This is a genomic window from Pseudoclavibacter sp. 8L (assembly GCF_902506465.1).
Taxonomy (GTDB): domain Bacteria; phylum Actinomycetota; class Actinomycetes; order Actinomycetales; family Microbacteriaceae; genus Pseudoclavibacter.
The window spans coordinates 545,735-568,557 of the sequence record NZ_LR733185.1 but is presented as its reverse complement, the minus strand read 5'-3'; the positions used below and the strand labels follow the sequence as shown (position 1 = coordinate 568,557).

Sequence of the window (22,823 nt, the reverse complement as noted above, 5' to 3'; positions counted from 1 at the left end):
CATGACCTTCTCGTCGACCAACCTTGAGGTCGAGGGCACGGCAGGTGGTGATCCGGGTCTCGCTGAGACCTTGGATGCACCACCTGCCTCCGGCCGTCGGCTCGCCCGCGCGTTCTTCCGCGACTGGGGCGCCGTGCTCTCGAGCACGTACATCGTGCTCATCATCGTGATGGCGCTCGCTGCCCCGCTGCTCGTCAAGCTGAGCGGATGGGACCCGTACGCCTTCGACCAGAGCGCCATCGACCCGAACCTGGGTGGCGTGCCTCTCGGCCCCTGGGGCGGCATCAGCGCCGAGCACTGGTTCGGCGTGGAGCCCGGCAGCGGTCGCGACATCTTCGCCCGTATCGTCTACGGCGCGCAGGTGTCCATGACCATCGCGCTGTCCGCGACCGCCCTCACGAGCATCATGGGCGTCGTCTTCGGGCTGCTGGCCGGTTACTTCGGCGGGTGGGTCGACACGATCATCTCCCGCGTCATGGAGTTCCTCATGGCGTTCCCGGCCCTCATCTTCATGATCGCCGTCCTGTCCGCGCTTCCCGCAGACAATCGGCAGCTGCTGCTCGTCCTCGTCATCTCGGTCTTCGGCTGGCCGTACCTGGCCCGCATCGTGCGGGGCCAGACGATGTCGATCAAGCAGCGGGAGTACGTCGAGTCGGCGAAGGCATCCGGCGCGTCGAGCCTGCAGATCATCTTCAGGGAGATCCTGCCGAACCTGCGCTCGACGATCATCGTCATGACGACGCTCGCGATCCCGGGCTACGTGGGCACCGAGGCTGGCCTGTCCTTCCTCGGCGTCGGTGTCGTGCCGCCCACGCCCTCCTGGGGGCAGATGATCGCGAGCTCCGTCGGCTGGTACGCCGTCGACCCCATGTACTTCCTCATCCCCGGCGTGTTCCTGTTCCTGCTCGTGCTCTCGTTCACGGTGCTCGGCGACCGGATCAAGAAGCTCGCCGAGTCAGGGGAGGCCCGCTCATGACCCGCTACGCCATCAATCGCCTGCTCGGCATGATCCTCGTGCTGTTCCTCGTCAGCCTGTTCACGTTCATCGTGTTCTTCGTGCTCTCGCCCGATCCTGCCGTGCAGATCTGCGGTAAGAACTGCACCCCGGAGCGCATCGATCAGATCCGCGAGAACCTCGGCCTCGACCTGCCGTTCTGGACGCAGTTCTGGACCTTCCTCGGCGGGCTCGTGTTCGGTCGCACCTATGAGGCGAGCGGCTCCGTCATCGAATGCGCCGCGCCCTGCCTCGGCTACTCGTTCCAGTCGAGCCAGCCGGTCACCGAGATGATCATGCAGCGTCTGCCCGTCTCGGCCACCGTCGCGATCGGCGCCGCCGTCCTCTGGCTCCTCGCCGGCGTGATGGGCGGCGTGATCAGCGCCGTCAAGGAGGGGAAGTTCGCGGACCGTTTCATCACGGGCCTCACGCTCGGCGGGATGTCCATCCCGAACTACGTGCTCGCGCTCGTGCTGCAGTTCGTGCTCGTCGTCTCGCTGGGCTGGCTGCCGTTTCCGCAGGCCGTGCCGTTCCTCGACAATCCGGTGCAGTGGTTCCTGAACTTCATCATGCCCTGGGTGGTGCTCTCCATCGGCTACGCGGCCACGTACACGCGCCTCACCCGCGCGAACGTGATCGACACGCTGCAGGAGAACTACGTGCGCACGGCGAAGGCGAAGGGCCTGCGGCCCAGCCTCGTCTGGCGCAGGCATGCGCTGCGACCCGCGCTCACGCCGATCGTCACGATCTTCGGGATGGACTTCGCCGGCCTCCTCGGCGGCGCGCTCATCACGGAGACGGTCTTCGGCATCAACGGTGTCGGCAAGCTCGCCGCCGACTCGATCACGAAGAACGATCAGCCCGTCATCATGGGCGTCACCCTGCTGGCGGCATTCCTCGTCGTCGTCGGCAACATGGTCGTCGACCTCATGTACTCCGTCATCGACCCTCGGGTCAGAGTTGGAGCATCGAAATGAACGCACTCGCATCCTCATCCACTGGCATGCCGGACGCTGCTGGCTCGCTCCTCAGCGTGCGTGACCTCACCGTGTCCTTCGAGACCGCCGAGGGCAGGACCGAAGTGGTCAAGAGCATCGACTTCGACGTGCCGAGGGGCGGGGCGCTCGGCATCGTCGGCGAATCCGGTTCGGGGAAGTCGATGACGAGCCTCGCCATCATGGGCCTCCTCCCGAAGGGCGCGGCGCGTTCGGGGTCGCTGGTGTTCGACGGGCAGGAGCTGAGCACGCTCCGCGAGCCCGCCATGCGGGCCATCCGAGGCGATCGCATCGCGATGATCTTCCAGGACCCGCTGTCGTCGCTCAACCCGTATTACACCGTGGGCACGCAGATCGCGGAGGCCTACCGCTCGCACCGCACCGGGGTCGGCAGGAAGGAGGCGAGGAAGGTCGCCATCGAGGCGATGGAGCGCGTCCACATCCGCGACGCCGCCCGGCGGGTCGACCACTACCCTCACCAGTTCTCCGGTGGCATGCGGCAGCGCGTCATGATCGCCATGGCGCTGAGCATGGAACCGGATCTGATCATCGCCGACGAACCGACCACTGCGCTGGATGTGACGGTCCAGGCGCAGATCCTCGACCTCCTCACGGAGATCAGGAAGGAGACGGGAGCCGGCATGATCCTCATCACCCACGACCTCGCCGTGGTGAGCGAGGTCGCCGACCAGATCGTCGTCATGCAGCGCGGCGAGCTCGTCGAGTCGGGGAGCGTCGAGCAGATCTTCACCGACCCGCAGGAGCCGTACACGCGACTGCTGCTCGACGCGGTGCCGCGCATCGACGATGAGATCGGCCTGCTGCGCACCACGACTGTGCCAGTGCAGACCATGCGCCAGGAGGAGACCCGATGAACGAGACGCAACCGCTCCTGCGAGCTCAGCACCTCGTGCGCGAGTTCAGCACGGAGGGCAACGGCGGTCTGTTCTCGAAGAGCAGGAGCTTCCGTGCCGTCGACGACGTGTCGCTGGAGGTGCACCAGGGCGAGACGCTGGCGCTCGTCGGCGAGTCCGGATCGGGCAAGTCGACGACGGCGCGGCTCGTCGCGCGCCTCATGGATGTCACGAGCGGAACCGTCGAGTTCCAAGGGCAGGACGTGAGCTCGATCAAGGGCAAGGAGCTGCACGCCTTCCGGGGCGAGGTCCAGGTCGTCTTCCAGGACCCGTTCTCGTCGCTCAACCCGCGCCACACGGTCGAGCGCATCATCACGGCGCCGCTCGTCTACCAGAGGCGCGAGATCCCCGGAGGAGCGAGGAGCTTCGCGAGGGGTCTCATGGAGCGGGTCGGACTGGATCCGGATCATTCCGGGCGCTATGCAGCGCAGTTCTCGGGTGGGCAGGCACAGCGCATCGGCATCGCGCGTGCGCTCGCCGTCGGCCCGAAGCTCGTGATCTGCGACGAGGCCGTCTCGGCGCTCGACGTGTCCGTGCAGGCTCAGGTGATCAATCTGCTCCGACAGCTGCAGGAGGAGGAGGGCTTCAGCTACCTCTTCATCGCGCACGACCTCGCCGTGGTGCGGCAGATAGCGACGCGGGTCGCGGTCATGAGCGAAGGGCGCATCGTGGAGATCGGGGAGCGCGACCAGGTGTTCGAGCGGCCGACGCACGAGTACACGCGCACGCTCCTGGACGCCGTGCCGCGCATCAACCCCGAATGGGATGCGCTGCGGAAGAAGAACGAGCGGGCCCGCCGCCGCAGGGAACGAGAAGAGCAGGAGGAGTCAGCGTGAGTGAAGTCGTCGAGTACTCGATGCCGGGCATGTGGGTGCGCGAGCAGAGCATCCGGGTGCCCCTTGACTGGTGGAACCCTGAGTCCGCGGAGATTTCGCTGTTCGTGCGCGAGCTCGTCGACCCCGATCGGAAGCGCGATGAGCTGCCGCTCCTGACCTACCTGCAGGGTGGCCCTGGCGGGTCGAACCCGCGGCCGGTCGAGGCATCGGGCTGGATCCGCGAGGCGCTCCAGAACTACCGGCTGGTGCTCGTCGACCAGCGAGGCACCGGGCGAAGCACCCCCGTCGATGCGCACACTGTTGCGGGTCTCGGTGACGGTGCTCGCGGCGCGGACTACCTCTCTCGCTTCCGGGCCGACTCCATCGTGCGCGACCTCGAGCACGTTCGCGCGGCGCTGTACGGCGGCGCCCGGTGGGCGACTCTCGCGCAGAGCTACGGGGGATGGCTGACGCTCGCCTACCTCTCGCACGCACCGGCGGCCATCGCGGCGAGCTACGTCTGCGGGGGCATCCCCGGAACGCCGCCCGACGCGGCAGAAGTGTACCGACGCACCTTCACCCGCGTCGAGCAGAAGAACGCCGAGTTCGCGAGGCGCTACCCGCAGGACGTCGCGATCGTGTCGGCGATCGCCGACCGCCTCGCCGACGACGACGTGCGCCTGCCGGACGGCGACCGGCTCACCGTGCAGCGCTTCCAGTCGCTCGGCCTCGACTTCGGCATGAAGCCGGGCTTCGAGCGCATGCACTGGCTGCTCGAGGACGCCATCACGCCGGACGGACGCCTCAGCGAGCCGTTCCTGGCGCAGGTGCTCGCGCGCACGTCGAGTGCCGGCAACCCACTGTTCTGGACGCTCCAGGAGTCGATCTACGGCGACGAGCGCAGCGGCGCCACGAACTGGGCCGCGCAGCGTGAGCGTGAGCGCCGACCCCAGTTCGACGCTGAGCGCCGGCCGCTGCTGTTCACGGGAGAGATGGCGTTCCCCTGGATGTTCGACGAGGTGCGACTGCTGCGCGGGTTCCGCGACGCCGTGCACGAGCTCGCCAGCCGGGAGAAATGGGGCGCCCTCTACGACTTCGATGCGCTCGCCGCCAACGAGGTGCCCGTCGCCGCCGCCGTGTACTTCGACGACATGTACGTGGATGCTCAGCTGCAGCTCGACACGCTCACCCGCGTCGGCAACTCCACCAGCTGGGTCACCAATGAGTTCGAGCATGACGGGATCGGCTCGGGGCGCACGTTCACGCGCCTGAGGGAGCTGGTCCGCGACCGAGGAGGAGAGCGACGATGAACGCAGGACACACCCACGGAGATTCCGCGACCACCGCGCGGCCGCCCTATGCGGGGACCAGGTACCCGAAGCTCGCGAGCATCCCGGCCTTCACCGAGTTCATCGCGCGTGACTGGCAGGACGTGGATGCGCCGATCGCGCTGACACCCGGCGCTGCCGCAGCCGCGGCCTCCCACCGAGCACGGCTCAGCGCGCGCTTCGCCGGCTCGGCGCTGGTCGTGTCGAGCGGTGCGGCTCCCGTTCGGAACGACGATTGCAACTACGGGTTCCGCGCCAACAGCGACTTCGTGTGGCTGACCGGCTGCCAGGTCGAGGGGGCGACCCTCGTGCTGCATCCCGTGCCAGGTGGCCACGACGCGACGCTGTACCTTCCCGCACCGTTCCGCCCCGGAGAGGCGGGGTTCTTCAGCGACGCCAACCACGGCGAGCTCTGGGTCGGAGCCTCCCCCGGGGTGGCGCAGTGGGCCGAAGCGCTCGACCTCGACGTGAAGCCCGTCCAGGAGCTGGCTGGCGTGCGCATCGAGCGGGGTGGCCTCGCGAGCGCCTCTGTGCCACCTTCGGTCCTCGACGCCCTCTCGCTCCTCAGATCGCCCGAGCTCGACCGTGAGCTCTCCAACCTCCGCATGGTGAAGGACGAGTGGGAGATCGCGCAGCTTCGGCGCGCGATCGATGACACGGTCTCGGGCTTCGCGGCGGTCGTCGCCGAGGTCCCTCGTGCGATCGCCGACGGACTCGGCGAGCGCTGGCTGCAGGGCACCTTCGACCGCCACGCCCGAACCTTCGGCAATGGGCCCGGGTACTCGACGATCGTCGGCTCCGGACCCCACGCGCCCATCCTCCACTGGGTGCGCTGCGATGGTCCCTTGCTGCCGGATGCAGCGCTGCTGCTCGATATGGGAGTCGAGACGAACTCGCTGTACACGGCCGATGTGACGCGCACGATCCCCGCGAGCGGAACCTTCTCCGCCGAGCAGCGGGCGGCGCACGATCTCGTCGAGAAGGCGCACCGGGCTGGCATGGCGCAGATCCGGCCAGGAACGCCGTACCTGGACTTCCACTTCGCGGCGATGGAGGTCATCGCCCAGGGGCTGCACGATTGGGGCATGCTCCCCGTCTCCGTGGACGAGGCGCTCTCCCCAGCGGGGCAGCAGCACCGCCGCTACCTCGCCTGCGGCGTCGGGCATCACCTCGGCCTCGACGTGCACGACTGCAGCCACTCCGCGTACGAGGAGTACATGGGGGCTGACCTCGAGGCTGGCGTCGTGATGACGGTCGAGCCCGGCCTCTACTTCCACGCGAACGACGCGACGGTCCCGCCGGAGCTGCGTGGCATCGGAGTGCGGCTCGAGGACGACCTGCTGGTGACGGCGGACGGCCATGAGGTGCTCTCGGATGCCCTCCCGATCGACGCCGACGGGGTGGAACGCTGGACCCGCGCCCGCCTGGGACTCTCGAACGGAACGGCATGACGCACCCCGACACCCGCATCCGGCCCCTCGCCTCGCCGTTCGGCCTCGAGGACGTGGCCCTCGACGACACGAGCGTCTACGCGCGAGCCCGCGACGAGATGCTGCACCTCGCCCGGGTGTACCCGGTCGATCGACTCCTGGCCGTCTTCCGGGCCAATGCCGGCATTGACACCCGCGGGGCCGCGGCCCCTGGAACGTGGGAGGACTTCGGCCACCCGCTCGAGGAAGCCTGGGGCGAGGCAGACTACCCGGGCCGCGAGCGTGCGCAGACCGCCAACCTGCTGCGCGGCCACTACGCGGGCCACTTCCTCTCGATGCTGTCGCTCGCCTACGCGGGAGAGCGGGACCCGGCGCTCCTCGCCAAGGTGGATGCGTTCGTCGCAGGTCTCGCCGAGGTGCAGGAGGCGCTCGCCGCGTCGGGCCGCTCCTCGCATCCGGGGTTCCTCGCCGCCTACGGGGAGTGGCAGTTCTCCCGCCTCGAGTCGTTCGCCCCGTACGGCGAGATCTGGGCCCCGTATTACACGTGCCACAAGATCATGGCGGGGCTCCTCGACGCACACGAGCTGGCCGGCAGCGCCCAGGCGCTCGAGATCGCCGCGCGCATGGGCCACTGGGTGCATGCCCGGCTCAGCCGTCTCGCCCCGGAGCAGCGGCAACGCATGTGGTCGCTCTACATCGCGGGCGAGTTCGGGGGCATGAACGAGACCATGGCCCGGCTGAGCGCCGTCGCCGGTGAGCCGACCTTCCTCGAGACCGCTCGCTTCTTCGACATGGACACCCTCATCGACGCGGGCGTGGCCGGCGATGACATCCTCACGAAGATGCACGCGAACCAGCACCTCCCGCAGCTCGTGGGCTACCTCCACGAGTACGAGCTGACGGGAGAACGTCGCTATCTCGACGCCGTGCTCGGCCTGTGGGACCAGATCGTGCCAGGGCGGATGTTCGCCCACGGTGGCACCGGGGAGAGCGAGCTATGGGGGCCGCCTGAGACGGTGGCAGGCAACATCGGGCAGCGCAACGCCGAGACCTGCGCCACCTACAACCTCCTGAAGATCGCACGCCTCCTCTTCCAGCACACCCTCGACCCTCGGTTCTTCGACTACGCGGAGCGCGCGGTCCTGAACCATGTGCTCGGCTCGCGCCGCGCCGTGGACTCGGACACGAGCCCCGAAGTGACGTACATGTTCCCCGTGCATCCCGGCGCTCTGCGCGAGTACGACAACGTCGGCACCTGCTGTGGGGGCACGGGGCTCGAGAACCACGTCAAGTACCAGGATTCGATCTTCTTCACGGCAGGGCACGAGCTCTGGGTCACCCTGCACACCGCTTCGACGCTCGATTGGCGCGAGGCGGGGCTCCGGGTGCGGCTCAGCACGGAGCTCCCGGTCTCGGGCGAGCTCGCCCTCACCTTCCAGGCGCTGACACACGGCGAGACCGGCGCGGGCATCGGCGTCGAGAAGGCGGTGCACGTGCGCATCCCGAGCTGGACCGCCGGCCCTGTCGACGTGCTCCTCAACGGGCGGCGTCTCGACGTGGCTGCGCTGCCGGGCACGTTCGCCACGATCCGCCGCGAGTTCCGGCCCGGTGACGTGATCTCGCTGCGCCTGCCGATGGCCCTGACCTCGACGCCCACGATCGATGACTCCCGGCTCCACCACCTGCAGCTCGGTCCGACCGTGCTGCTCGCGAGGTCGGAGGCGACGACGTCGCTGCAGCTCGGTCTGCTCGGCAGGCGCCTGCTCGATGGCACGCTCCGTCCCGACGCCGACGCCGACGCCGACGCCGACGCCGACGCCGACGCTGGCCTGATCCGCTTCGCCGATGTCGACTTCGAACCCAGCTGGTCCGGCGCCGACTCGCGGTTCCACATGTATGTGCGCGCCGTCGACGAACGCATCGCGTTCGCCGGGCATGACAGCGGTGTCCCGAACCGTGCTGATGCGTCGGGGGAGACCTTCCTCGAAGCGCTCTGGCGGAGGGGCCCGTTCTCCGAGCGAGCCGAGTTCCTCCGGTCCGTCTTCGAGACGGCGACAGCCGTGCGCGGGAAGGGGCTGCTCTCCCGCCCAGAGCTCGAGGTCGTGCTCCGCACCGCGGGCGAGGCGGACGTCGCGGCTGACGGGAGACAGCGGACCTCGACCGTGGCGACCGTGGCGACCGCGGACTCGGCTGGCATGAGCCACCTCGGCGCACACGACGTCGAGACGGTGGTCGACGGCATCCACGTGACTCGCACGCACTGGACGATCGGCGACGCGGCACAGGATTCGGCCATGCCGCCCGCTGTGCATATCGGGGTCGACCTCGAACCCGCCCCGTCCGGCTGGTTCACGCGGGTCCCCGTGGTCACCGTGGAGGCGGTCCTCCTCGATGCGAGCACGGGCGGGACCGGAGACCTCGCCTCCGGCGAGATCCGCATCGAGGTGCGGGTCGACGACGCTGACTGGTGCCCCTACGAGCATCCGTTCGAGCTCGACGCGGAGGGCGTGCACGTGGTCGCGGCGAGAGCCACGGGCGGCGACGGGCAGATCGGCTACGCGAGCCGTGAGCTGAGCGTCGACACGAGCGCGCCTGAGGTCGAGGTCCGGCTGCGGGAGCTCGGCAGCAGCGTCGAGGTCACCTTCGTCGCCGACGACCAGGTCTCCGGGGTCGAGCGAATCCAGTGGGAGGGGCCTGGCACCTTCTGGGGCACCTTCCAGGAGGCATTCGTCAGGGCGCTCACCGACCGGGAGCAGGTGCTCGAGTACGCGGCCACGGACCGGGCGGGCAACGAAGGGCCGCGCCAGCAGCTCGTCCTCCCAGCGGCGGGCGCATCCCGAGGCGGCGACGCGTGAGCGCGCGCCCCGCCCCGCTCACCCAGGTGCGCATCGATGACGCGTTCTGGACACCGCGCATCCAGCAGGTGCGGGAGGTCATGCTCCCGCACATGCTCGCCCAGTTCGGCAGTGTCGGGCACCTCGAGGCGCTCAGTGGCACCTGGTCCAGGAAGGGCTCGCCCCACATCTTCTGGGACAGCGACATCGGCAAGTGGATCGAAGCGGCCAGCAACGTGCTTGCCACCGGCCCCGACGCAGCTCTCGCAGCCCAGATCGAGGAGCTCGTCGACCTGCTCGAAGGCGCCCAGCAACCGGATGGCTACCTGAACTCGTTCTTCACGACCACGGCGCCCGAGCTGCGCTTCACCGACCTGCGGGACTCGCACGAGCTGTACTGCGCGGGCCACCTCATCGAAGGGGCGGTCGCGCACGCACAGGCCACCGGTCGCGAACGGCTGCTCGGCATCGTCATCCGCTACGTCGACCTCATCGGCCGCACCTTCGGCCCGGACGAGGGCCAGATCCGCGGCTACGACGGACACCAGGAGATCGAACTGGCGCTCGTGAAGCTCTGGCGCCACACCGGCGAGCACCGGTTCCTCGACCTGGCCCGCTTCTTCGTCGACGAGCGAGGGGCCGAGCCCTCCTTCTTCGACCTGGAGGTGGCCGCACGCGGCGGTCCTGGGCACTTCGGCCTCGGCTTCCCCGGCACGAAGACCGAGCTCGAGACCAACCACGAGTACTTCCAGTCGCACGCCCCCATCCGGCAGCAGACCGCGGTCGTCGGCCACGCCGTGCGAGCCATGTACTTCCTGAGCGCGGTCGCCGACCTCGCGCTCGCGGACCGCGACGAGTCGCTGGCCGCCGCGAACCGCGAGCTGTGGGAGACGGTCACGTCGAGGCGCATGTACGTCACGGGCGGCCTCGGGTCCTCCGCCGAGAATGAGGGGTTCACCAGCGACTTCGACCTGCCGAACCTGACGTCGTACGCCGAGACGTGCGCCGCCATCGGGCTTGTGCTCTGGGCGGAGCGAAACGCCCGCCTCGACCTCGACTCCGGATACTTCGACATCGCCGAGCGCGCCCTCTACAACTCGGTCCTCGCCGGTGTCAGCGCCGACGGCTCCGACTTCTTCTACGACAACCCGCTCGCGAGCGATGGCAGCCGGGTGCGCTCCAGCTGGTTCGGGGTCGCCTGCTGTCCGCCGAACCTGGCAAGGCTCCTGACCTCGCTCGGCGGCTTCGTCTACAGCGTCGGGAACGCGGATACCGACGGGGTGGAGGTCATCACTGTCAACCTGCTCGTCGGGAGCTCCCTGCGCTTCGAATCCGGGGGTGCGAACGTCGAGCTGCGGCTGCGCAGCGAGCTGCCCTGGGAGGGGCGGGCGAGCTTCGAGGTGCGCATCGAGGGTGCGGATGCGCTCGAATTCGAGCTGCGTCTGCGCGTGCCCGACTGGGCGGACGAACTGCAGATCAGCGCTGGCGCAGCACCCGTCCCCTTCGAGCTGCGCGGCGGACACGCCATCATCCGGCGTCCGTTCTCCGACGGAGACCGATTCGAGGTGCACGTTCCGTTCGCCGCACGCCTCGAGCGGGCTGACCCGAGAGTGGAGGCTGCGGCGGGGAGGGTCGCGATCGTCCGCGGCCCGCTCGTGTATGCGGCCGAGGCGACGGACAACGTGCATCCACTGGACGACGTTCCGGTGCCGATGACGAGCCCACTCGAGGCGCACGACGGCAGGGTGCACCCGAGCGGGCCCGTGACGATCCTCACCGCCGACCTCGATGCGGACACGACGCTCACGCTTGTCCCTTATTTCTCGTGGGGCAACCGCGCGCCGGGCGAGATGCGCGTGTGGCTCCCGGTGTCTACGTCGTCGTCGGCCCGTAGAACCCGTTGACCTCCGACAGCTCGAGCTCGGCCGTCGCCTGGATGAGCGCCAGCAGCTCGGCGTCGAGCCCCGGCGAGAACTCCTCGAGACGCTCGTCGGCGATGAACGACGGGGCGCCGGCCGGCGCCTGCTCGGAGGCGTCCAGCGTCGTCCCGTCGTTCGAGGGCGACGCTCCCTGGAAGATCTTGCCAGCCTCCGACTTGCCGTCGAGGTCGAACGAGTACTGCTTGCTCTGCAACCCCAGGTCGAGGAGCTCCTTCACCTCGGGGAACGCCTCGGCGTTCGTCTTGGGGATGGGCAGCAGCGACTTCCAGCTCACGCCGAGCGTCTCCAGGGCCCGCGCGTAGGCGTTCTCGTGCGCCTGATCGCGAACGATGAGGTAGGCGATCGTGCCGCGCGCAGTCGGGTTGTCGGTCATCTCGTAGATGCGGCACTTCTGCAGGCGCCCCGTCGACTCGAGCATGAGGTTGTACAGCAGGTCGAGGGGCAGGTTGCCTGAGTTATACACGTAGCTGCCGCTCCACGGGTTGCCGGCCGCATCCACCGGCAGCGCACCCTGCGCGCCCACGAGATAGTGGTGGATGTTGCTCGTGTCGAGCGCGATCTTCAGCGGCGTCGCACCGCCGGCGCCCGGCTTGTCGACGGGGTCGGTGAGCTTGCCCGTGTACTCGGGGGAGCCGTCGAGGAGGCGCGAGATCGTCGTCCCGATGAGCTCGACGTGGCTGATCTCCTCCGTGCCGATGCCCTGGATGAGGTCGCGGTAGGGCTTCGCGGTGGGGCCGCGGAAGTTCATCGCCTGGAACAGGTACTGCATCATGGTGCGCATCTCGCCGAACTGCCCACCGAGCCCCTCCTGGAGGGCGTTCGCCGCTGCGGGGTCTGGCTCGCCGTCGGCGATGTCATTGATCCAGGTCTGTGCGTGGAAGTACATGGGTGTCTCCTCGTCATCGTTCCGGGCCGACACGGACGCGCCGGTTCCCCAAGAGCACCAACCGTTCCTGGGTTTCCGAGAGGGCTACCGCGAGCCCCGGCTCAGGGTGTAGAACGCGCGACTACTCGACGGGCGTCGCCGCGCGGTCGCGGCCATCTCGCCGCGCGAAGCGCAGCACGACGTACGAGAGGATCCCGACCGCGACGATGATCCCGCCGCGCAGCCACACCTCGCCGCTCTGCTGGGTGAGCAGGACGATGCAGGAGATGATCGCGAGCACGGGCAGCGCGGTCCAGGCTCTGAAGTGGGCGTGCTCCACCTTGTCGCGACGCAGCACGAGCACGGCGAGGTTGGTGCTGATGAACACGATGAGCAGCAGGATGACGACGGTCTCGGCGAGCACGGCGATGCCGCCGGTTGCGGTGAGCACGATGGCGCAGACGGTGGTGACGATGATGGCGACCCACGGGGTTCGCCTCCCGGGGAGCACGCGCCCGAGCATCCGGGGCAGCAGGCCCTGCCCCGCCATGCCGTAGGTGAGGCGGCTCGCCATGATCATGGTCAGCAGCGCTCCGTTGGCGACCGCGATGAGGGCGATCGCGCTGAACAGCCAAGCCGGAACCGGCACTCCGGTCGCCTCGATGACGTTGAGCAGGGGGCCGGTGGACTCGGCGAGCTCGCCCGAGGGCACGGCGATGGACGCTGCGGTGCCGACGAGCATGTACATGAAGCCGGCGGTGAGCAGCGAGAAGAAGAGGGCCTTCGGGTACACCTTGGACGGCTCGCGCACCTCCTCGATGAGGTTCGCCGACGTCTCGAATCCGACGTAGGAGTAGTAGGCGAGCAGGGCCGCGCCGAGCACGGCCGGGAACGGGCTGATGCCGTCGCCGAACGACACTGCCCGGCCGATGTCGCCACCGCCGTTGCCGACGAGCACTCCCACGAGGACCACGACCAAGACGAGGCCGGTGAGCTCGATGCACGTCATGACGATGTTCGAGCGCAGCGATTCCTTGATGCCGCGGAGGTTGACGAGGGCGATGAGCACGAGGAGCAGGGATGCGCCGACCACGGGCGGCAGATCGACGAACGTGGCCAGGTAGTCGCCGCTGAACGCGAGCGCGAGGCTCGCCGCGCTCACGACGCCGGCCGCGAGCATGCAGAAGCCCACCATGAAGGACACGAACTCCGAGCGGTAGGCGCGCTGCGCGAACACCGCGGAGCCGCCCGCCTTCGGGTACTTCGTGACGAGCTCCGCATACGACGCCGCTGTGAGCAGGGCCATGCCGAGGGCGACGAGCAGCGGCAGCCAGGTGACGCCGCCGACCTCGCCTGAGATGGTGCCGACGAGGGCGTAGATCCCGGCCCCGAGCACGTCGCCGAGGATGAACACGAAGAGGAGCAGCCCCGTGACGTCGCGTTTGAGTGCCGGAGTCTGCGATGGGGGCTGCGTGGGAGACATGCTCAGAGTCTGTCCCGCGTCGGGATGAAGGTCCCCACCCCTTGTCACGTGTGCCGTGGTGTGCATCCGACGGCCCCTGTGCATCCGCAGCGACCGCGCCTCAGACCTGGCCAATGGTCCTGGCTGTTGCTACCGTTGGATGTTGAAGCCCCGGAATCGGGCTTGCGGACGAGGGAGCAGTACCCGCACCACGACAAGACTGACTCAGAAGGAGCCGTCGTGGCTTGGTTCGTGTTGATTCTGTCTGGAATGCTGGAGGCCGTCTGGGCCTCAGCGCTCTCCGCCTCGAAGGGTTTCAAGAAGCCCATCCCCGTTGTCGTGTTCCTCGTGACGCTCACGATCAGCATGGCCGGCCTCGCCTGGGCCATGACGCAGCTGCCCACCGGCACCGCCTACGCGGTCTGGGTCGGCATCGGCGCGACCCTCACCGTCGTCTGGGCCATGGTCACGAAGCAGGAACGCGTCTCGGTCGCCAGAGTCCTCCTGCTCCTGCTGCTCGTCGGCTCCGTCATCGGCCTCAAGGTGGTGAGCTGACCATGGCGTGGATCGCGCTTGTCATCAGCGGCATCCTCGAAGCCGTCTGGGCCACCGCCCTCGGCCAGTCGGACGGGTTCACGCAGCCCGGCCCGACGATCGTCTTCTTCGTCGGGGTCGTGCTCAGCATGCTGGGCCTCGGTTGGGCCGCGGCTCGCATCCCGATCGGCACCGCCTACGCCGTGTGGGTCGGCATCGGGGCGGCGCTCACAGTCATCTACGCGATGGCGACGGGCGACGAAGCGTTCTCTCCGTGGAAGGCCGTGTTCATCTCCGGCATCATCCTGGCGGTCATCGGGCTGAAGCTCGTGCCGGAGAAGAAGGCGGAGCTGGCCGAAGAAGCCGACCGCGCCTGAGCGCGTTCGGCGCGCATCCAGTCGGGTGTCCGTGGTCGCACGTACGCTGAGCCTCTCGGCTCCAGCCGCCGCCGACCCCGCGCCGAACCGCGCCGACCCCGCCGCCGACCCCAGGAAGGGCCAGCATCATCGTCTTGTCTGCCAGCACCCCCGCTCGCACCCGCCTGCTCATGACCCTGGGTGTCGGCGTCGCGTCCGCTTCGCTGCTGACGGGATGCGCCGGGTCCTTCTTCTCGCCTGCCTACGGCGAGGACGAGGTCGGCAGCGGGGACGCTCAGGTGCAGACGGAGCCGGAACTCGACCCCGCGGCAGAGGGCTACCCGGCGGCGCCCGCGCAGGCCCTGCCCGAGTCGGCGGGGTACGGGATCTGGGATGTGCCGCTCGCTGAGCTCGCAGCTCCGGCCTGGGTACAGGCGACCTCGGAGGCGACGGGCATCCCGACCAGGGCGCTCTCTGCCTACGCGGGAGCGGCGATCCGCGTCTCCGAGACGCGCCCGGAGTGCGGCATCGGCTGGAACACTCTCGCCGGCATTGGGGCGGTCGAGTCCCGACACGGCACGTACGGCGGGTCTCAGGTACTGGATTCTGGCCAGGTCGAGCCACGTATCATCGGCGTGCCTCTCGATGGCAGCGCAGGGTTCCTCGCTATCCCGGACACCGACGGCGGCGCTCTCGATGAGGACGCGGAATGGGACCGTGCGGTCGGCCCCATGCAGTTCATCCCGGAGACGTGGGCGAAGTTCGGGCAGGACGCGAACTTCGACGGGGTCGCCGACCCGCACCACATCGACGACGCCGTGCAGACGGCGGCCGCCTACTTGTGCGAGCGGGGTGGCGAGCTCACGAGCGATGACGGCTGGAACACCGCGATCTCCGCCTACAACCTCCCGGCCGAGTACGCACGCGAGGTCGCCGGCTACGCCGTGCTCTACGCCCCGTAGGAGTTCCCGAGCATTCGTCGCGCTGGGCACAGCTCGGTCACGAGCCCTGGGGCACCTCGACGCAGGGAATCGCCATGGTCGCGACGAAGGCGCCATCCGAGTGCATGACCGGGGGGACGGTGTCGTCGAAGATCGCGGCCTCACCCTCGGCCAGATCGGTGTCTGCGACGCGGAGGCGGCCGCTGATGAGGTAGATGGCGCGCACGTCGGGGTCGAACTCGACGGGGTCGCTCACGAAGACGCGGCCGAGGATGATGGGCTGCATCTCCGACTTGCGGGTCACCCGCAGCAGCCGGGTGCTCTTCGCCCGTCCGATGGAGCTGCGCAGCAGGAGGAGCGGCGTCGTCGACTCGACCACGATCTGGTGGTCTGCGCGCACCTTCTCCTGCCGTGTCCCATCCACGAGGCGCAGCTGCGGCCCGCTGATGCCGAGCCAGTGGTCGACCGTTCCCTCGGGTCGGTGCAGCGACTTCACGTTTCGCTTCACGTCGACGAGGGAGAGGCTCCACCTGGGGTCGACCTCGTCGTCCGGGTCGCGCCAGATCTCGTGCACGCTTCCCGAGCGGAGGTCGGTGCCGAGTCGTTCCCGGGGCAGCGACTGCGGCGTGACGATCTTCATCGAACGGCATCCAATCTGCGTGTAGCTCAGTTTGGGGTTGGCCTTGCCGTGGTGGGGGGAAGGCCAGAAGGTGGCGGCCAGTCTGTGAACTGTGCCGCCACCTTCGAGGTCGGTGAACGGGGCGACGCTAGACGCGCGTGTCCTCGAGCACGTAGCCCGCCTCACCGTGCGAGACGGTGTCGAGGCCGGCGATCTCGTCCTCGTCCTTCACGCGGAAGCCGATGGTCTTGTGGATGATGAATCCGATGACCAGGGCTCCGACGAAGGAGTACGCCATGATGGCGAAGGCCGCGATGGCCTGCACGAGGAGCTGCGTGCCGTCCCCACCGAGGAACAGGCCGGTGCCGTTGGCGAAGAAGCCCAGGTAGAGGGTTCCGATGAGGCCGCCGACGAGGTGGATGCCCACGACGTCGAGCGAGTCGTCGAGGCCCAGCTTGAACTTCAGGTCGATCGCGATGGCGCAGACGGCTCCGGCGATGACGCCGAGGAGGATCGCCCACACGGGGTCGAGGGATGCACAGGCGGGGGTGATGGCGACCAGGCCCGCGACGGCACCGGATGCTGCACCGACCGAGGTGGGCTTGCCGTCGCGGATCTTCTCGACGACCAGCCAGGCGAGGAGCGCGGCCGCGGGGGCCGCGATCGTGTTGACGACGGCGAGGGCTGCGACGCCGTCAGCGGCGAGCTCGGATCCGGCGTTGAAGCCGAACCAGCCGAACCAGAGGAGGCCGGCGCCGAGGAGCACGAAGGGCGGGTTGTGGGGGACGTGAGCTCCCTTGCCGAACCCGACGCGGCGGCCGAGGACAAGCGCGAGGGCGAGGGCTGCAGCGCCGGCCGTGATGTGCACTGCCGTGCCGCCGGCGAAGTCGATGACGCCGAGGCCGAAGGTCTCCTGCAGGCCGTAGGTCGTCCATCCGCCGTATGCGAAGGAGCCGTCGTCGGCGAGGCCGAAGTTGAAGACCCAGCTGGCGACGGGGAAGTAGACGACGGTCGCCCAGATGCCGGCGAAGATCATCCACGAGCCGAACTTCGCGCGGTCGGCGATGGCTCCGGAGACGAGGGCGACGGTGATGATCGCGAAGGTCGCCTGGAAGGCGGCGAACGCGAGGGGTGGGTAGGCGGCGTCTTCCGGCACCTCGAGGAGGCTGGAGAGCCCCATCGCGGACGGGTCGATCGCGAAGAGCGGGCTCAGGCCCTCAGCCGCCGGGAAGGCGATCGAGTAGCCGAAGAGCACCCAGAGCACGCCGATCAGGCCGATCGCGCCGAAGCTCATCATCATCATGCTGATCACGCTCTTCGCCTTGACCAGGCCTCCGTAGAAGAAGGCCAGTCCTGGTGTCATCAGCAGCACGAGCGCCGCCGCGAAGAGGATGAATGCGGTATTTCCTTGATCCATCGTTGTAGACCTCTCTGCAAGGGACGCACGTGGGGCGTCGGGGTGCACTCATGGTGCGCTCGTGCTGTTTCGCCTGCGCGGCGGTGGTGTTACGCGAACGAACGAAGTGTGTTGCAGTCGTGTTTCCGGCGTGTCCCCTGAAACGCACCGCCCGCCTTGCGCAATGTGACGCCCTGAGTAGTCCGGCGCAGCCCCCGTCTTACGGTTGCAGGCGGCGTCTGCCTACCATCCCGGCATGAGCATCTCGGCTTCCCCGTCCCTTGTCCGCGATGGTGGCCCCGGCGGCGACGCCGACGTCGACCGCGCCCAGTTCAACCGCGACTGGGAGGCGTGGCACGTCGAGCACGAGAAGCGGCGCACCGATGGCCACGGGTTCCTGGCCGTGACCAGCCTGAACTTCCTGTCGGAGGAGCCGCAGGCCATTGATGGCATCCCAGGTTCCTGGTCGCTTGAGGATGGGCAGGCGATCGTCGATCTCGCCGACGGCGAGACCCTCGAGGCCGACGGCCTCCTGTTGCAGGGGCCCCGGCTGCACCGGTTCCCGTGCATCGCCGAGCGCGACGGGGTCACTGCTCGCGCCGGCAAGGTGCTCATCGAGATCGCCAAGCGGGGAGGGTTCATAATCGTGCGCCCCCGCGACCCCGACTACGACTACCTGGCTGCCTACTCGGGCACCCCCACCTACCTCCCGAACCTGCGCTGGCGCGCGCAGGGCACGTTCGAGGCGTTCGACGAGCCGCGTGATGTGACCGTCGGGGCCGCGGTCGAGGGTCTCGAGCATGTCTACTCCTCGCCGGGCAAGGTCACCTTCGAGCTTCGCGGCGAGCAGTTCTCGCTCACCGCGTTCAACGGGCACGAGGCGGGATCGCTGCTCGTCCTGTTCACGGATGCGACGAGCGGCCTCACGACGTACGCCGCGAACCGTGCCCTGTCGGTCTCGGCACCGGATGCGGAGGGCCGCGTCACGGTCGACTTCAACCGCGCCGTGAACCTGCCCTGCGCGTACACGGTCTTCGCGACCTGCCCGCTGCCTCCCGCCGAGAACCGACTCCCCGTCGGCATCGAGGCCGGGGAGAAGACGCCGCTCGCGAAGGCCGGCGAGCACGCAGAGAGCGCCTCAGCGTGAAGTTCCAGGTCCTCGACATCGTCCCGTACGTCGCCAACCCGGTCACGGGCGAGCAGCTGACGCCGTCCGAGCGGCTCCACGAGACCCTCGAGTTCGCGCTGCGCGCCGAGGAGCTCGGCTTCGACGCCTTCTCGGTGGGGGAGCGCCACGCTGGCCGCTTCCTGTCGTCCTCGCCGAGCGTGCTCCTCGGGGCCATCGCGGCGCAGACGTCGACGATCCGCCTCCAGACGGGCGTGACCGTGCTGTCGATCCTCGACCCCGTCCGGGTTGCCGAGGACTTCGCGACGATTGACCAGCTCTCGCGTGGCCGCCTCGAGATCACCATCGGCAAAGGAAACGAGGTCGCCCAGTTCCCGCTGTTCGGTCTCGAGATCGACGACCAGTGGGAGCTGCTCGCCGAGAAGTACGCGCTGCTCCGGCAGCTGTGGAGGGAGACCGAGCTCGACTGGCCAGGCAGCGAGTTCACGCGTCCCCTCACGAAGGTCACGACCCTGCCGCGGCCCTACGCCGGGCCGCCTCGCGTGTGGCACGGCTCGGCGACGACCCTCGCCTCGGCAGCCCTCGCGGCGAAGTGGGGCGACCCGCTCTTCTCGGCGAACGCCATCCAGCCCCTGCGCAACTACGAGGTGCTCGTGCGCCACTACCGCGACGAGTTCGAGCGCCACGGCCACGACCCCCGCACCGCGTTCGTCGGCGCGGGCGCCGGCTCGCTCTTCATCGCAGAGACCTCGCAGAAGGCGAAGGAGCAGTACGGTCCGGTCTACGAGGCCCTCGTCGCCGCCACCAACGTGCCAGGCAACAACTCCGTGTTCCGCGACATCGACCACGCCATCGCCGAGGGGCCGGCACTCGTCGGAAGCCCGCAGCAGGTGATCGACAAGATCGGCCGCTTCCACGCCGCCTTCGACCACGACCTGCAGTCGATCAGCCTCCCCACCACGCTCCCGCACGAGCAGCAGCTCGACCAGCTGGAGTACTTCGCCACTGCTGTCATCCCAGCGCTCCGCGAGGAGTTCCCCACGACGCTCTGGAGCGAAGAGCTGGTCGGGGCATCCGCCGCATGACGCAGACCGCACCCGTGCCGACGCAGGCGGTGTCGGCCGGGCCAGAGCCCGCAAGGCCCGCAGAGCCCGCGGTGCTCCGCGTCCGCGAGGCGGTGCCCGCGGACTGGCCCGAGGTCGTCCGTGTCAGCGAGGCGGCGTTCGCCGCTGGGCCATACGGGCACCTGCAGGTCGGCGAAGAGCGCCGACGCTTCGTGCGCGACGTCGAGGGGCGAGCCGCCGCCGGTGCCGTGCTCGTCGCCGAACGCGGCAGTCCCGGCGATCGCGGCGGCGCCGAGATCGTGGGCACGCTCAGCATCGCGCGCGCCGGCACGGGCCCATCGCGCCTCGCCACGGGTGACGAAGCGGAGGTGCGCCTCCTCGCCGTCTCACCCACCGCGCAGCGGCTCGGCATCGCGAAACGCCTCATGCAGGCGGCGAGCGAGACGGCGCTCGGGTGGGGCGCATCCGCGCTCGTGCTCGACACGGGAGGCAAGAACCTCGCCGCGCAGGCCCTCTACGAGGGCCTGGGGTATCGGCGCACCAACGGGGCCGACGACGCGAGCGACACGGAGGCGGTCGCCGACGCGTCCCGCATCCCACACATCGACTACCGGCTGCCGTTGCAGCTCGCCCCCGGCGTCGTGGTGCGGCTCGTGCGGCCGAACGAGATCGACGCCGTCTCGGCCCTCTCGCTGCGCGCCTACGAACTCGAGTACACGATCTCGGGCCACTACCGCGACGACATCGTCTCCGTCGCCGAGCGCGCCGAAGCCAATCAGGTGTGGGTCGCCGTGGATGCACTGAGCGGGGAGCTGCTCGGATCCGTCGTGACGCCGAAGCCGGGGGAGCACCTCACCACGCTGCCCGAGAGCGACGAGGAGCTCGACTTCCGGCTGCTCGCCGTCGACCCCGGCGCTCGCGGGCGCGGGGTCGGCGCGATCCTCACGAAGCTCGTCATCGAGCTCGCGCGACGACGCGGGCTGCGGCGCGTGGTCATGAACAGCGGACCGCAGATGGTGCGAGCGCACCGCCTCTACGAGCGGCTCGGCTTCTCGATCCTCGAGTCGCGCGTGCGCACGGTCGACCCCGGCGACGGGCGGCCGCCGTTCCAGCTCCTCGCCTTCACGATCGACGTCTGAGCGTTGCCTCCGAGCCACCGATCCGATGCGGAGCCCGGTTCCGAATGATTGCAGATGCGTCGCAAGTCGCGGCGCGGGAAGGCACCGCAATGACTGAGATCACCGCACACCACGGCCTGCTCGCGGACACGAAGCTCCACGTCGACGACACGGGTGGAACCGGTCGCCCCGTTGTCCTCATCCACGGCTGGCCGCTTTCCGGCGAAGCCTGGAACCACCAGGTGCCGGCCTTCGAGGCCGCCGGCCACCGCGTCGTGACCTACGACCGCCGTGGCTTCGGCCGCAGCGACAAGCCCCTCACGGGGTACAGCTACGACAGCTTCGCCGACGACCTGCAGTCGGTGCTCGAGGCCCTCGACCTCCGCGAGGTCACCCTCGTCGGCTTCTCCATGGGCGGCGGCGAAGTAGCCCGCTACCTCGCGAAATTCGGCGACGAGCGCGTGCACAGCGTCGTCTTCGCATCCGCTGTCCCGCCGTACCTGCTGAAGACCGCCGGCAACCCGGACGGCCCCCTCGAGGCTGGAGAGGCCGCCAAGATGACGGCCGCGCTCACCGCCAACCAGGAGACGTTCTACGACGGCTTCATCACCACGTTCTACTCGGTCGACGACAAGCTCGTCGTCTCCGAGCAGGAGCGCCAGGCTGCCATCGAGCTGACCAAGCAGGCGTTCAAGCCCGCCGCCCTGCAGGCCATGGCGGCGTTCGCGAGCACCGACTTCCGCGACGACCTGCAGGCCGTGAAGGTGCCGACGCTTGTCATCCACGGCGACAGCGACGCGACCGTGCCCTTCGAGGGGTCCGGAGCTCGTACGAACGAGGCCGTCGCCGGCTCCGAGCTGCACGTCGTGGCGGATGCGCCCCACGGCGTCAACGTGAGTCACGTCGACGAGTGGAACCGGGTCGTGCTGGAGTTCCTCAGCCGCTGATTCAGCGAGGAGGGTGACAACTCCACCGAACGCCGAGACCCGGCCACCGCTCATTCGGTGGCCGGGTCTCGGTGTCTCGGCGATCTCACAGTGTGCGCGCGCTCGGCGGCTTTGGAGGCGACGGGATCGCCGCCATCGCAGGGTTCGCAGAGTTCGCTGGGAGTCGCGGGATCGGGTGAATCCCGTCCATCGAAAGTCCTGTGCGCTTGACAGCGGGCCGAGGGCCTTGATGGGCTGGCGGCAGCTCGAAACGCAGCACAGCTCGACGCGCAGGACCGGAAGCATCCCGAGACAACGAAGGCCAGCGAGGCGCTGGCCGGAGGAGGCGTGATGAAGACGAACACCGTGACGAAGACCAGCGAACTCGACCCGACCACGTCGTGCGGGGCAGGCGACCACCGGCCCGCGTCCTCCGGTGGCGGCGGTGTGACCGCGAGCCGCGACGAACACGGGCTGCCGACGGGAGCCGCCCTGCGGGAGTGGCGTCGCGCGCATCCGTGGGCCACGATCGCCGACGCCATCGCAGCGGACTCGCTCTCAGCGCGGTGACCTGCCCCTCGGGCGATTAGGCTTGAGGACCGTGACGACAGACCGCGACGCCCTCATCGAACTCATCCGCGACGAAGCCGTGTTCCACGGCGACTTCACCCTCACGAGCGGGAAGAAGGCGACGTACTACATCGACCTCCGCAAGTTGAGCCTCGACCACCGCGCCTCGCCGCTCATCGGCCGCGTGCTGCTCGAGGTCATCGAGGAGTTCGAGACCCTCACGGGTGCGCCGGTGGATGCAGTCGGCGGCCTCACGATGGGTGCAGACCCGCTCGCGAGCGCCGTCATGCACCAGGGGCTCGCGCAGGGCAAGATCGTCGACGCGTTCGTCGTGCGCAAGGAGCCGAAGGACCACGGCCGCGGCCGCCAGGTGGAAGGGCCGGACCTGGAAGGCAAGCGGGTCGTCGTGCTCGAGGACACGTCCACCACGGGCGGCTCGCCGCTCAAGGCCATCGAAGCCCTTGAGAAGGTCGGAGCGAAGGTCGTCGGCGTCGCCGTCATCGTCGACCGTGCCACGGAAGCGCAGGGCGTCATCGAAGCCGCCGGCTATCCGTACCGCGCCGCGATCGGCCTCGGAGACCTGGGCCTCGCCTAGG

21 protein-coding genes and 1 riboswitch are annotated in these 22,823 nt (G+C 69.0%); of the genes, 17 read left to right on the top strand and 4 right to left on the bottom strand.

All coding sequences use genetic code 11. From position 1 onward, the window contains the following. Position 1 precedes the first annotated feature (1 nt). Genes GV007_RS02685 through GV007_RS02650 form a run of 8 tightly spaced genes read left to right on the top strand, consistent with a single transcriptional unit; the run spans position 2 to position 11,214 of the window. Positions 2 to 976 carry an ABC transporter permease gene (locus GV007_RS02685; RefSeq protein WP_104330258.1) on the top strand — a complete coding sequence of 325 codons (975 nt, stop codon included), beginning with the start codon at positions 2 to 4 and terminating at the stop codon, positions 974 to 976. Beyond that, positions 973 to 1,971, top strand: a complete 999-nt coding sequence (locus GV007_RS02680) for an ABC transporter permease (RefSeq protein ID WP_104330259.1) — start codon at positions 973 to 975, stop codon at positions 1,969 to 1,971. The genes GV007_RS02685 and GV007_RS02680 overlap by 4 nt, the downstream gene beginning before the upstream one ends. Continuing rightward, positions 1,968 to 2,864 carry an ABC transporter ATP-binding protein gene (locus GV007_RS02675; RefSeq protein WP_236558265.1) on the top strand — a complete coding sequence of 299 codons (897 nt, stop codon included), beginning with the start codon at positions 1,968 to 1,970 and terminating at the stop codon, positions 2,862 to 2,864. Before GV007_RS02680 ends, GV007_RS02675 begins: the two co-directional genes overlap by 4 nt. Continuing rightward, positions 2,861 to 3,739, top strand: a complete 879-nt coding sequence (locus tag GV007_RS02670; RefSeq protein WP_160070885.1) for an ATP-binding cassette domain-containing protein — start codon at positions 2,861 to 2,863, stop codon at positions 3,737 to 3,739. Before GV007_RS02675 ends, GV007_RS02670 begins: the two co-directional genes overlap by 4 nt. Before the next feature lie 20 nt (positions 3,740 to 3,759). Then, positions 3,760 to 5,028 (top strand): alpha/beta fold hydrolase, encoded by a 1,269-nt coding sequence (locus GV007_RS02665; protein WP_160071549.1) that lies wholly within the window; start codon positions 3,760 to 3,762, stop codon positions 5,026 to 5,028. Then, complete coding sequence (locus tag GV007_RS02660) at positions 5,025 to 6,497, top strand: aminopeptidase P family protein (RefSeq protein WP_160070884.1); 1,473 nt, start codon at positions 5,025 to 5,027, stop codon at positions 6,495 to 6,497. Before GV007_RS02665 ends, GV007_RS02660 begins: the two co-directional genes overlap by 4 nt. Further along, the gene (locus GV007_RS02655) at positions 6,494 to 9,331 is read left to right on the top strand and encodes a beta-L-arabinofuranosidase domain-containing protein (RefSeq protein ID WP_160070883.1); all 2,838 of its coding nucleotides are present in this window, start codon (positions 6,494 to 6,496) and stop codon (positions 9,329 to 9,331) included. The genes GV007_RS02660 and GV007_RS02655 overlap by 4 nt, the downstream gene beginning before the upstream one ends. Continuing rightward, positions 9,328 to 11,214 (top strand): glycoside hydrolase family 127 protein, encoded by a 1,887-nt coding sequence (locus GV007_RS02650; protein ID WP_160070882.1) that lies wholly within the window; start codon positions 9,328 to 9,330, stop codon positions 11,212 to 11,214. Before GV007_RS02655 ends, GV007_RS02650 begins: the two co-directional genes overlap by 4 nt. Here GV007_RS02650 and GV007_RS02645 read toward each other — a convergent pair. Both GV007_RS02645 and GV007_RS02640 read right to left on the bottom strand, forming a co-directional pair. After that, complete coding sequence (locus GV007_RS02645) at positions 11,183 to 12,136, bottom strand: manganese catalase family protein (RefSeq protein ID WP_160070881.1); 954 nt, start codon at positions 12,134 to 12,136, stop codon at positions 11,183 to 11,185. The genes GV007_RS02650 and GV007_RS02645 overlap by 32 nt on opposite strands. A gap of 121 nt (positions 12,137 to 12,257) precedes the next feature. After that, on the bottom strand, positions 12,258 to 13,598 hold the full coding sequence (locus GV007_RS02640) for an APC family permease (protein ID WP_160070880.1): 1,341 nt from the start codon (positions 13,596 to 13,598) through the stop codon (positions 12,258 to 12,260). A gap of 142 nt (positions 13,599 to 13,740) precedes the next feature. Beyond that, positions 13,741 to 13,807, top strand: a riboswitch (guanidine-III (ykkC-III) riboswitch). Positions 13,808 to 13,817: 10 nt separating this feature from the next. Between GV007_RS02640 and GV007_RS02635 the strand changes: the two genes are divergently transcribed. The 3 genes from GV007_RS02635 to GV007_RS02625 all read left to right on the top strand — a co-directional run bounded on the left by GV007_RS02635 (position 13,818) and on the right by GV007_RS02625 (position 15,429). Further along, the gene (locus GV007_RS02635; RefSeq protein ID WP_160070879.1) at positions 13,818 to 14,132 is read left to right on the top strand and encodes a DMT family transporter; all 315 of its coding nucleotides are present in this window, start codon (positions 13,818 to 13,820) and stop codon (positions 14,130 to 14,132) included. 2 nt (positions 14,133 to 14,134) lie between these two features. Then, the gene (locus tag GV007_RS02630; protein WP_160070878.1) at positions 14,135 to 14,488 is read left to right on the top strand and encodes a DMT family transporter; all 354 of its coding nucleotides are present in this window, start codon (positions 14,135 to 14,137) and stop codon (positions 14,486 to 14,488) included. A 134-nt stretch (positions 14,489 to 14,622) separates the two neighbouring features. Beyond that, positions 14,623 to 15,429 carry a lytic transglycosylase domain-containing protein gene (locus tag GV007_RS02625; protein WP_228502512.1) on the top strand — a complete coding sequence of 269 codons (807 nt, stop codon included), beginning with the start codon at positions 14,623 to 14,625 and terminating at the stop codon, positions 15,427 to 15,429. Positions 15,430 to 15,466: 37 nt separating this feature from the next. Here the strand turns inward: GV007_RS02625 and GV007_RS02620 are convergent, their stop codons facing one another. Beyond that, the gene (locus GV007_RS02620; protein ID WP_104305726.1) at positions 15,467 to 16,048 is read right to left on the bottom strand and encodes a hypothetical protein; all 582 of its coding nucleotides are present in this window, start codon (positions 16,046 to 16,048) and stop codon (positions 15,467 to 15,469) included. Positions 16,049 to 16,175: 127 nt separating this feature from the next. Beyond that, on the bottom strand, positions 16,176 to 17,444 hold the full coding sequence (locus tag GV007_RS02615; RefSeq protein ID WP_104330269.1) for an ammonium transporter: 1,269 nt from the start codon (positions 17,442 to 17,444) through the stop codon (positions 16,176 to 16,178). A 235-nt stretch (positions 17,445 to 17,679) separates the two neighbouring features. Between GV007_RS02615 and GV007_RS02610 the strand changes: the two genes are divergently transcribed. The 6 genes from GV007_RS02610 (at position 17,680) to pyrE (ending at position 22,822) form a co-directional block, all read left to right on the top strand. Beyond that, positions 17,680 to 18,570: a DUF1684 domain-containing protein gene (locus GV007_RS02610; RefSeq protein WP_160070877.1), complete on the top strand. Its 891-nt coding sequence runs from the start codon at positions 17,680 to 17,682 to the stop codon at positions 18,568 to 18,570. Beyond that, the gene (locus GV007_RS02605; protein ID WP_160070876.1) at positions 18,567 to 19,634 is read left to right on the top strand and encodes an LLM class flavin-dependent oxidoreductase; all 1,068 of its coding nucleotides are present in this window, start codon (positions 18,567 to 18,569) and stop codon (positions 19,632 to 19,634) included. Before GV007_RS02610 ends, GV007_RS02605 begins: the two co-directional genes overlap by 4 nt. Then, positions 19,631 to 20,752, top strand: a complete 1,122-nt coding sequence (locus tag GV007_RS02600) for a GNAT family N-acetyltransferase (protein ID WP_160070875.1) — start codon at positions 19,631 to 19,633, stop codon at positions 20,750 to 20,752. Before GV007_RS02605 ends, GV007_RS02600 begins: the two co-directional genes overlap by 4 nt. 89 nt (positions 20,753 to 20,841) lie before the next feature. Beyond that, the gene (locus GV007_RS02595; RefSeq protein WP_160070874.1) at positions 20,842 to 21,678 is read left to right on the top strand and encodes an alpha/beta fold hydrolase; all 837 of its coding nucleotides are present in this window, start codon (positions 20,842 to 20,844) and stop codon (positions 21,676 to 21,678) included. Between the two features lie 330 nt (positions 21,679 to 22,008). Continuing rightward, positions 22,009 to 22,227, top strand: coding sequence for a hypothetical protein (locus tag GV007_RS02590; protein WP_160070873.1), 219 nt, complete (start codon positions 22,009 to 22,011; stop codon positions 22,225 to 22,227). Positions 22,228 to 22,258: 31 nt separating this feature from the next. After that, on the top strand, positions 22,259 to 22,822 hold the full coding sequence (pyrE, locus tag GV007_RS02585) for an orotate phosphoribosyltransferase (RefSeq protein WP_160070872.1): 564 nt from the start codon (positions 22,259 to 22,261) through the stop codon (positions 22,820 to 22,822). Position 22,823: the final 1 nt, after the last annotated feature.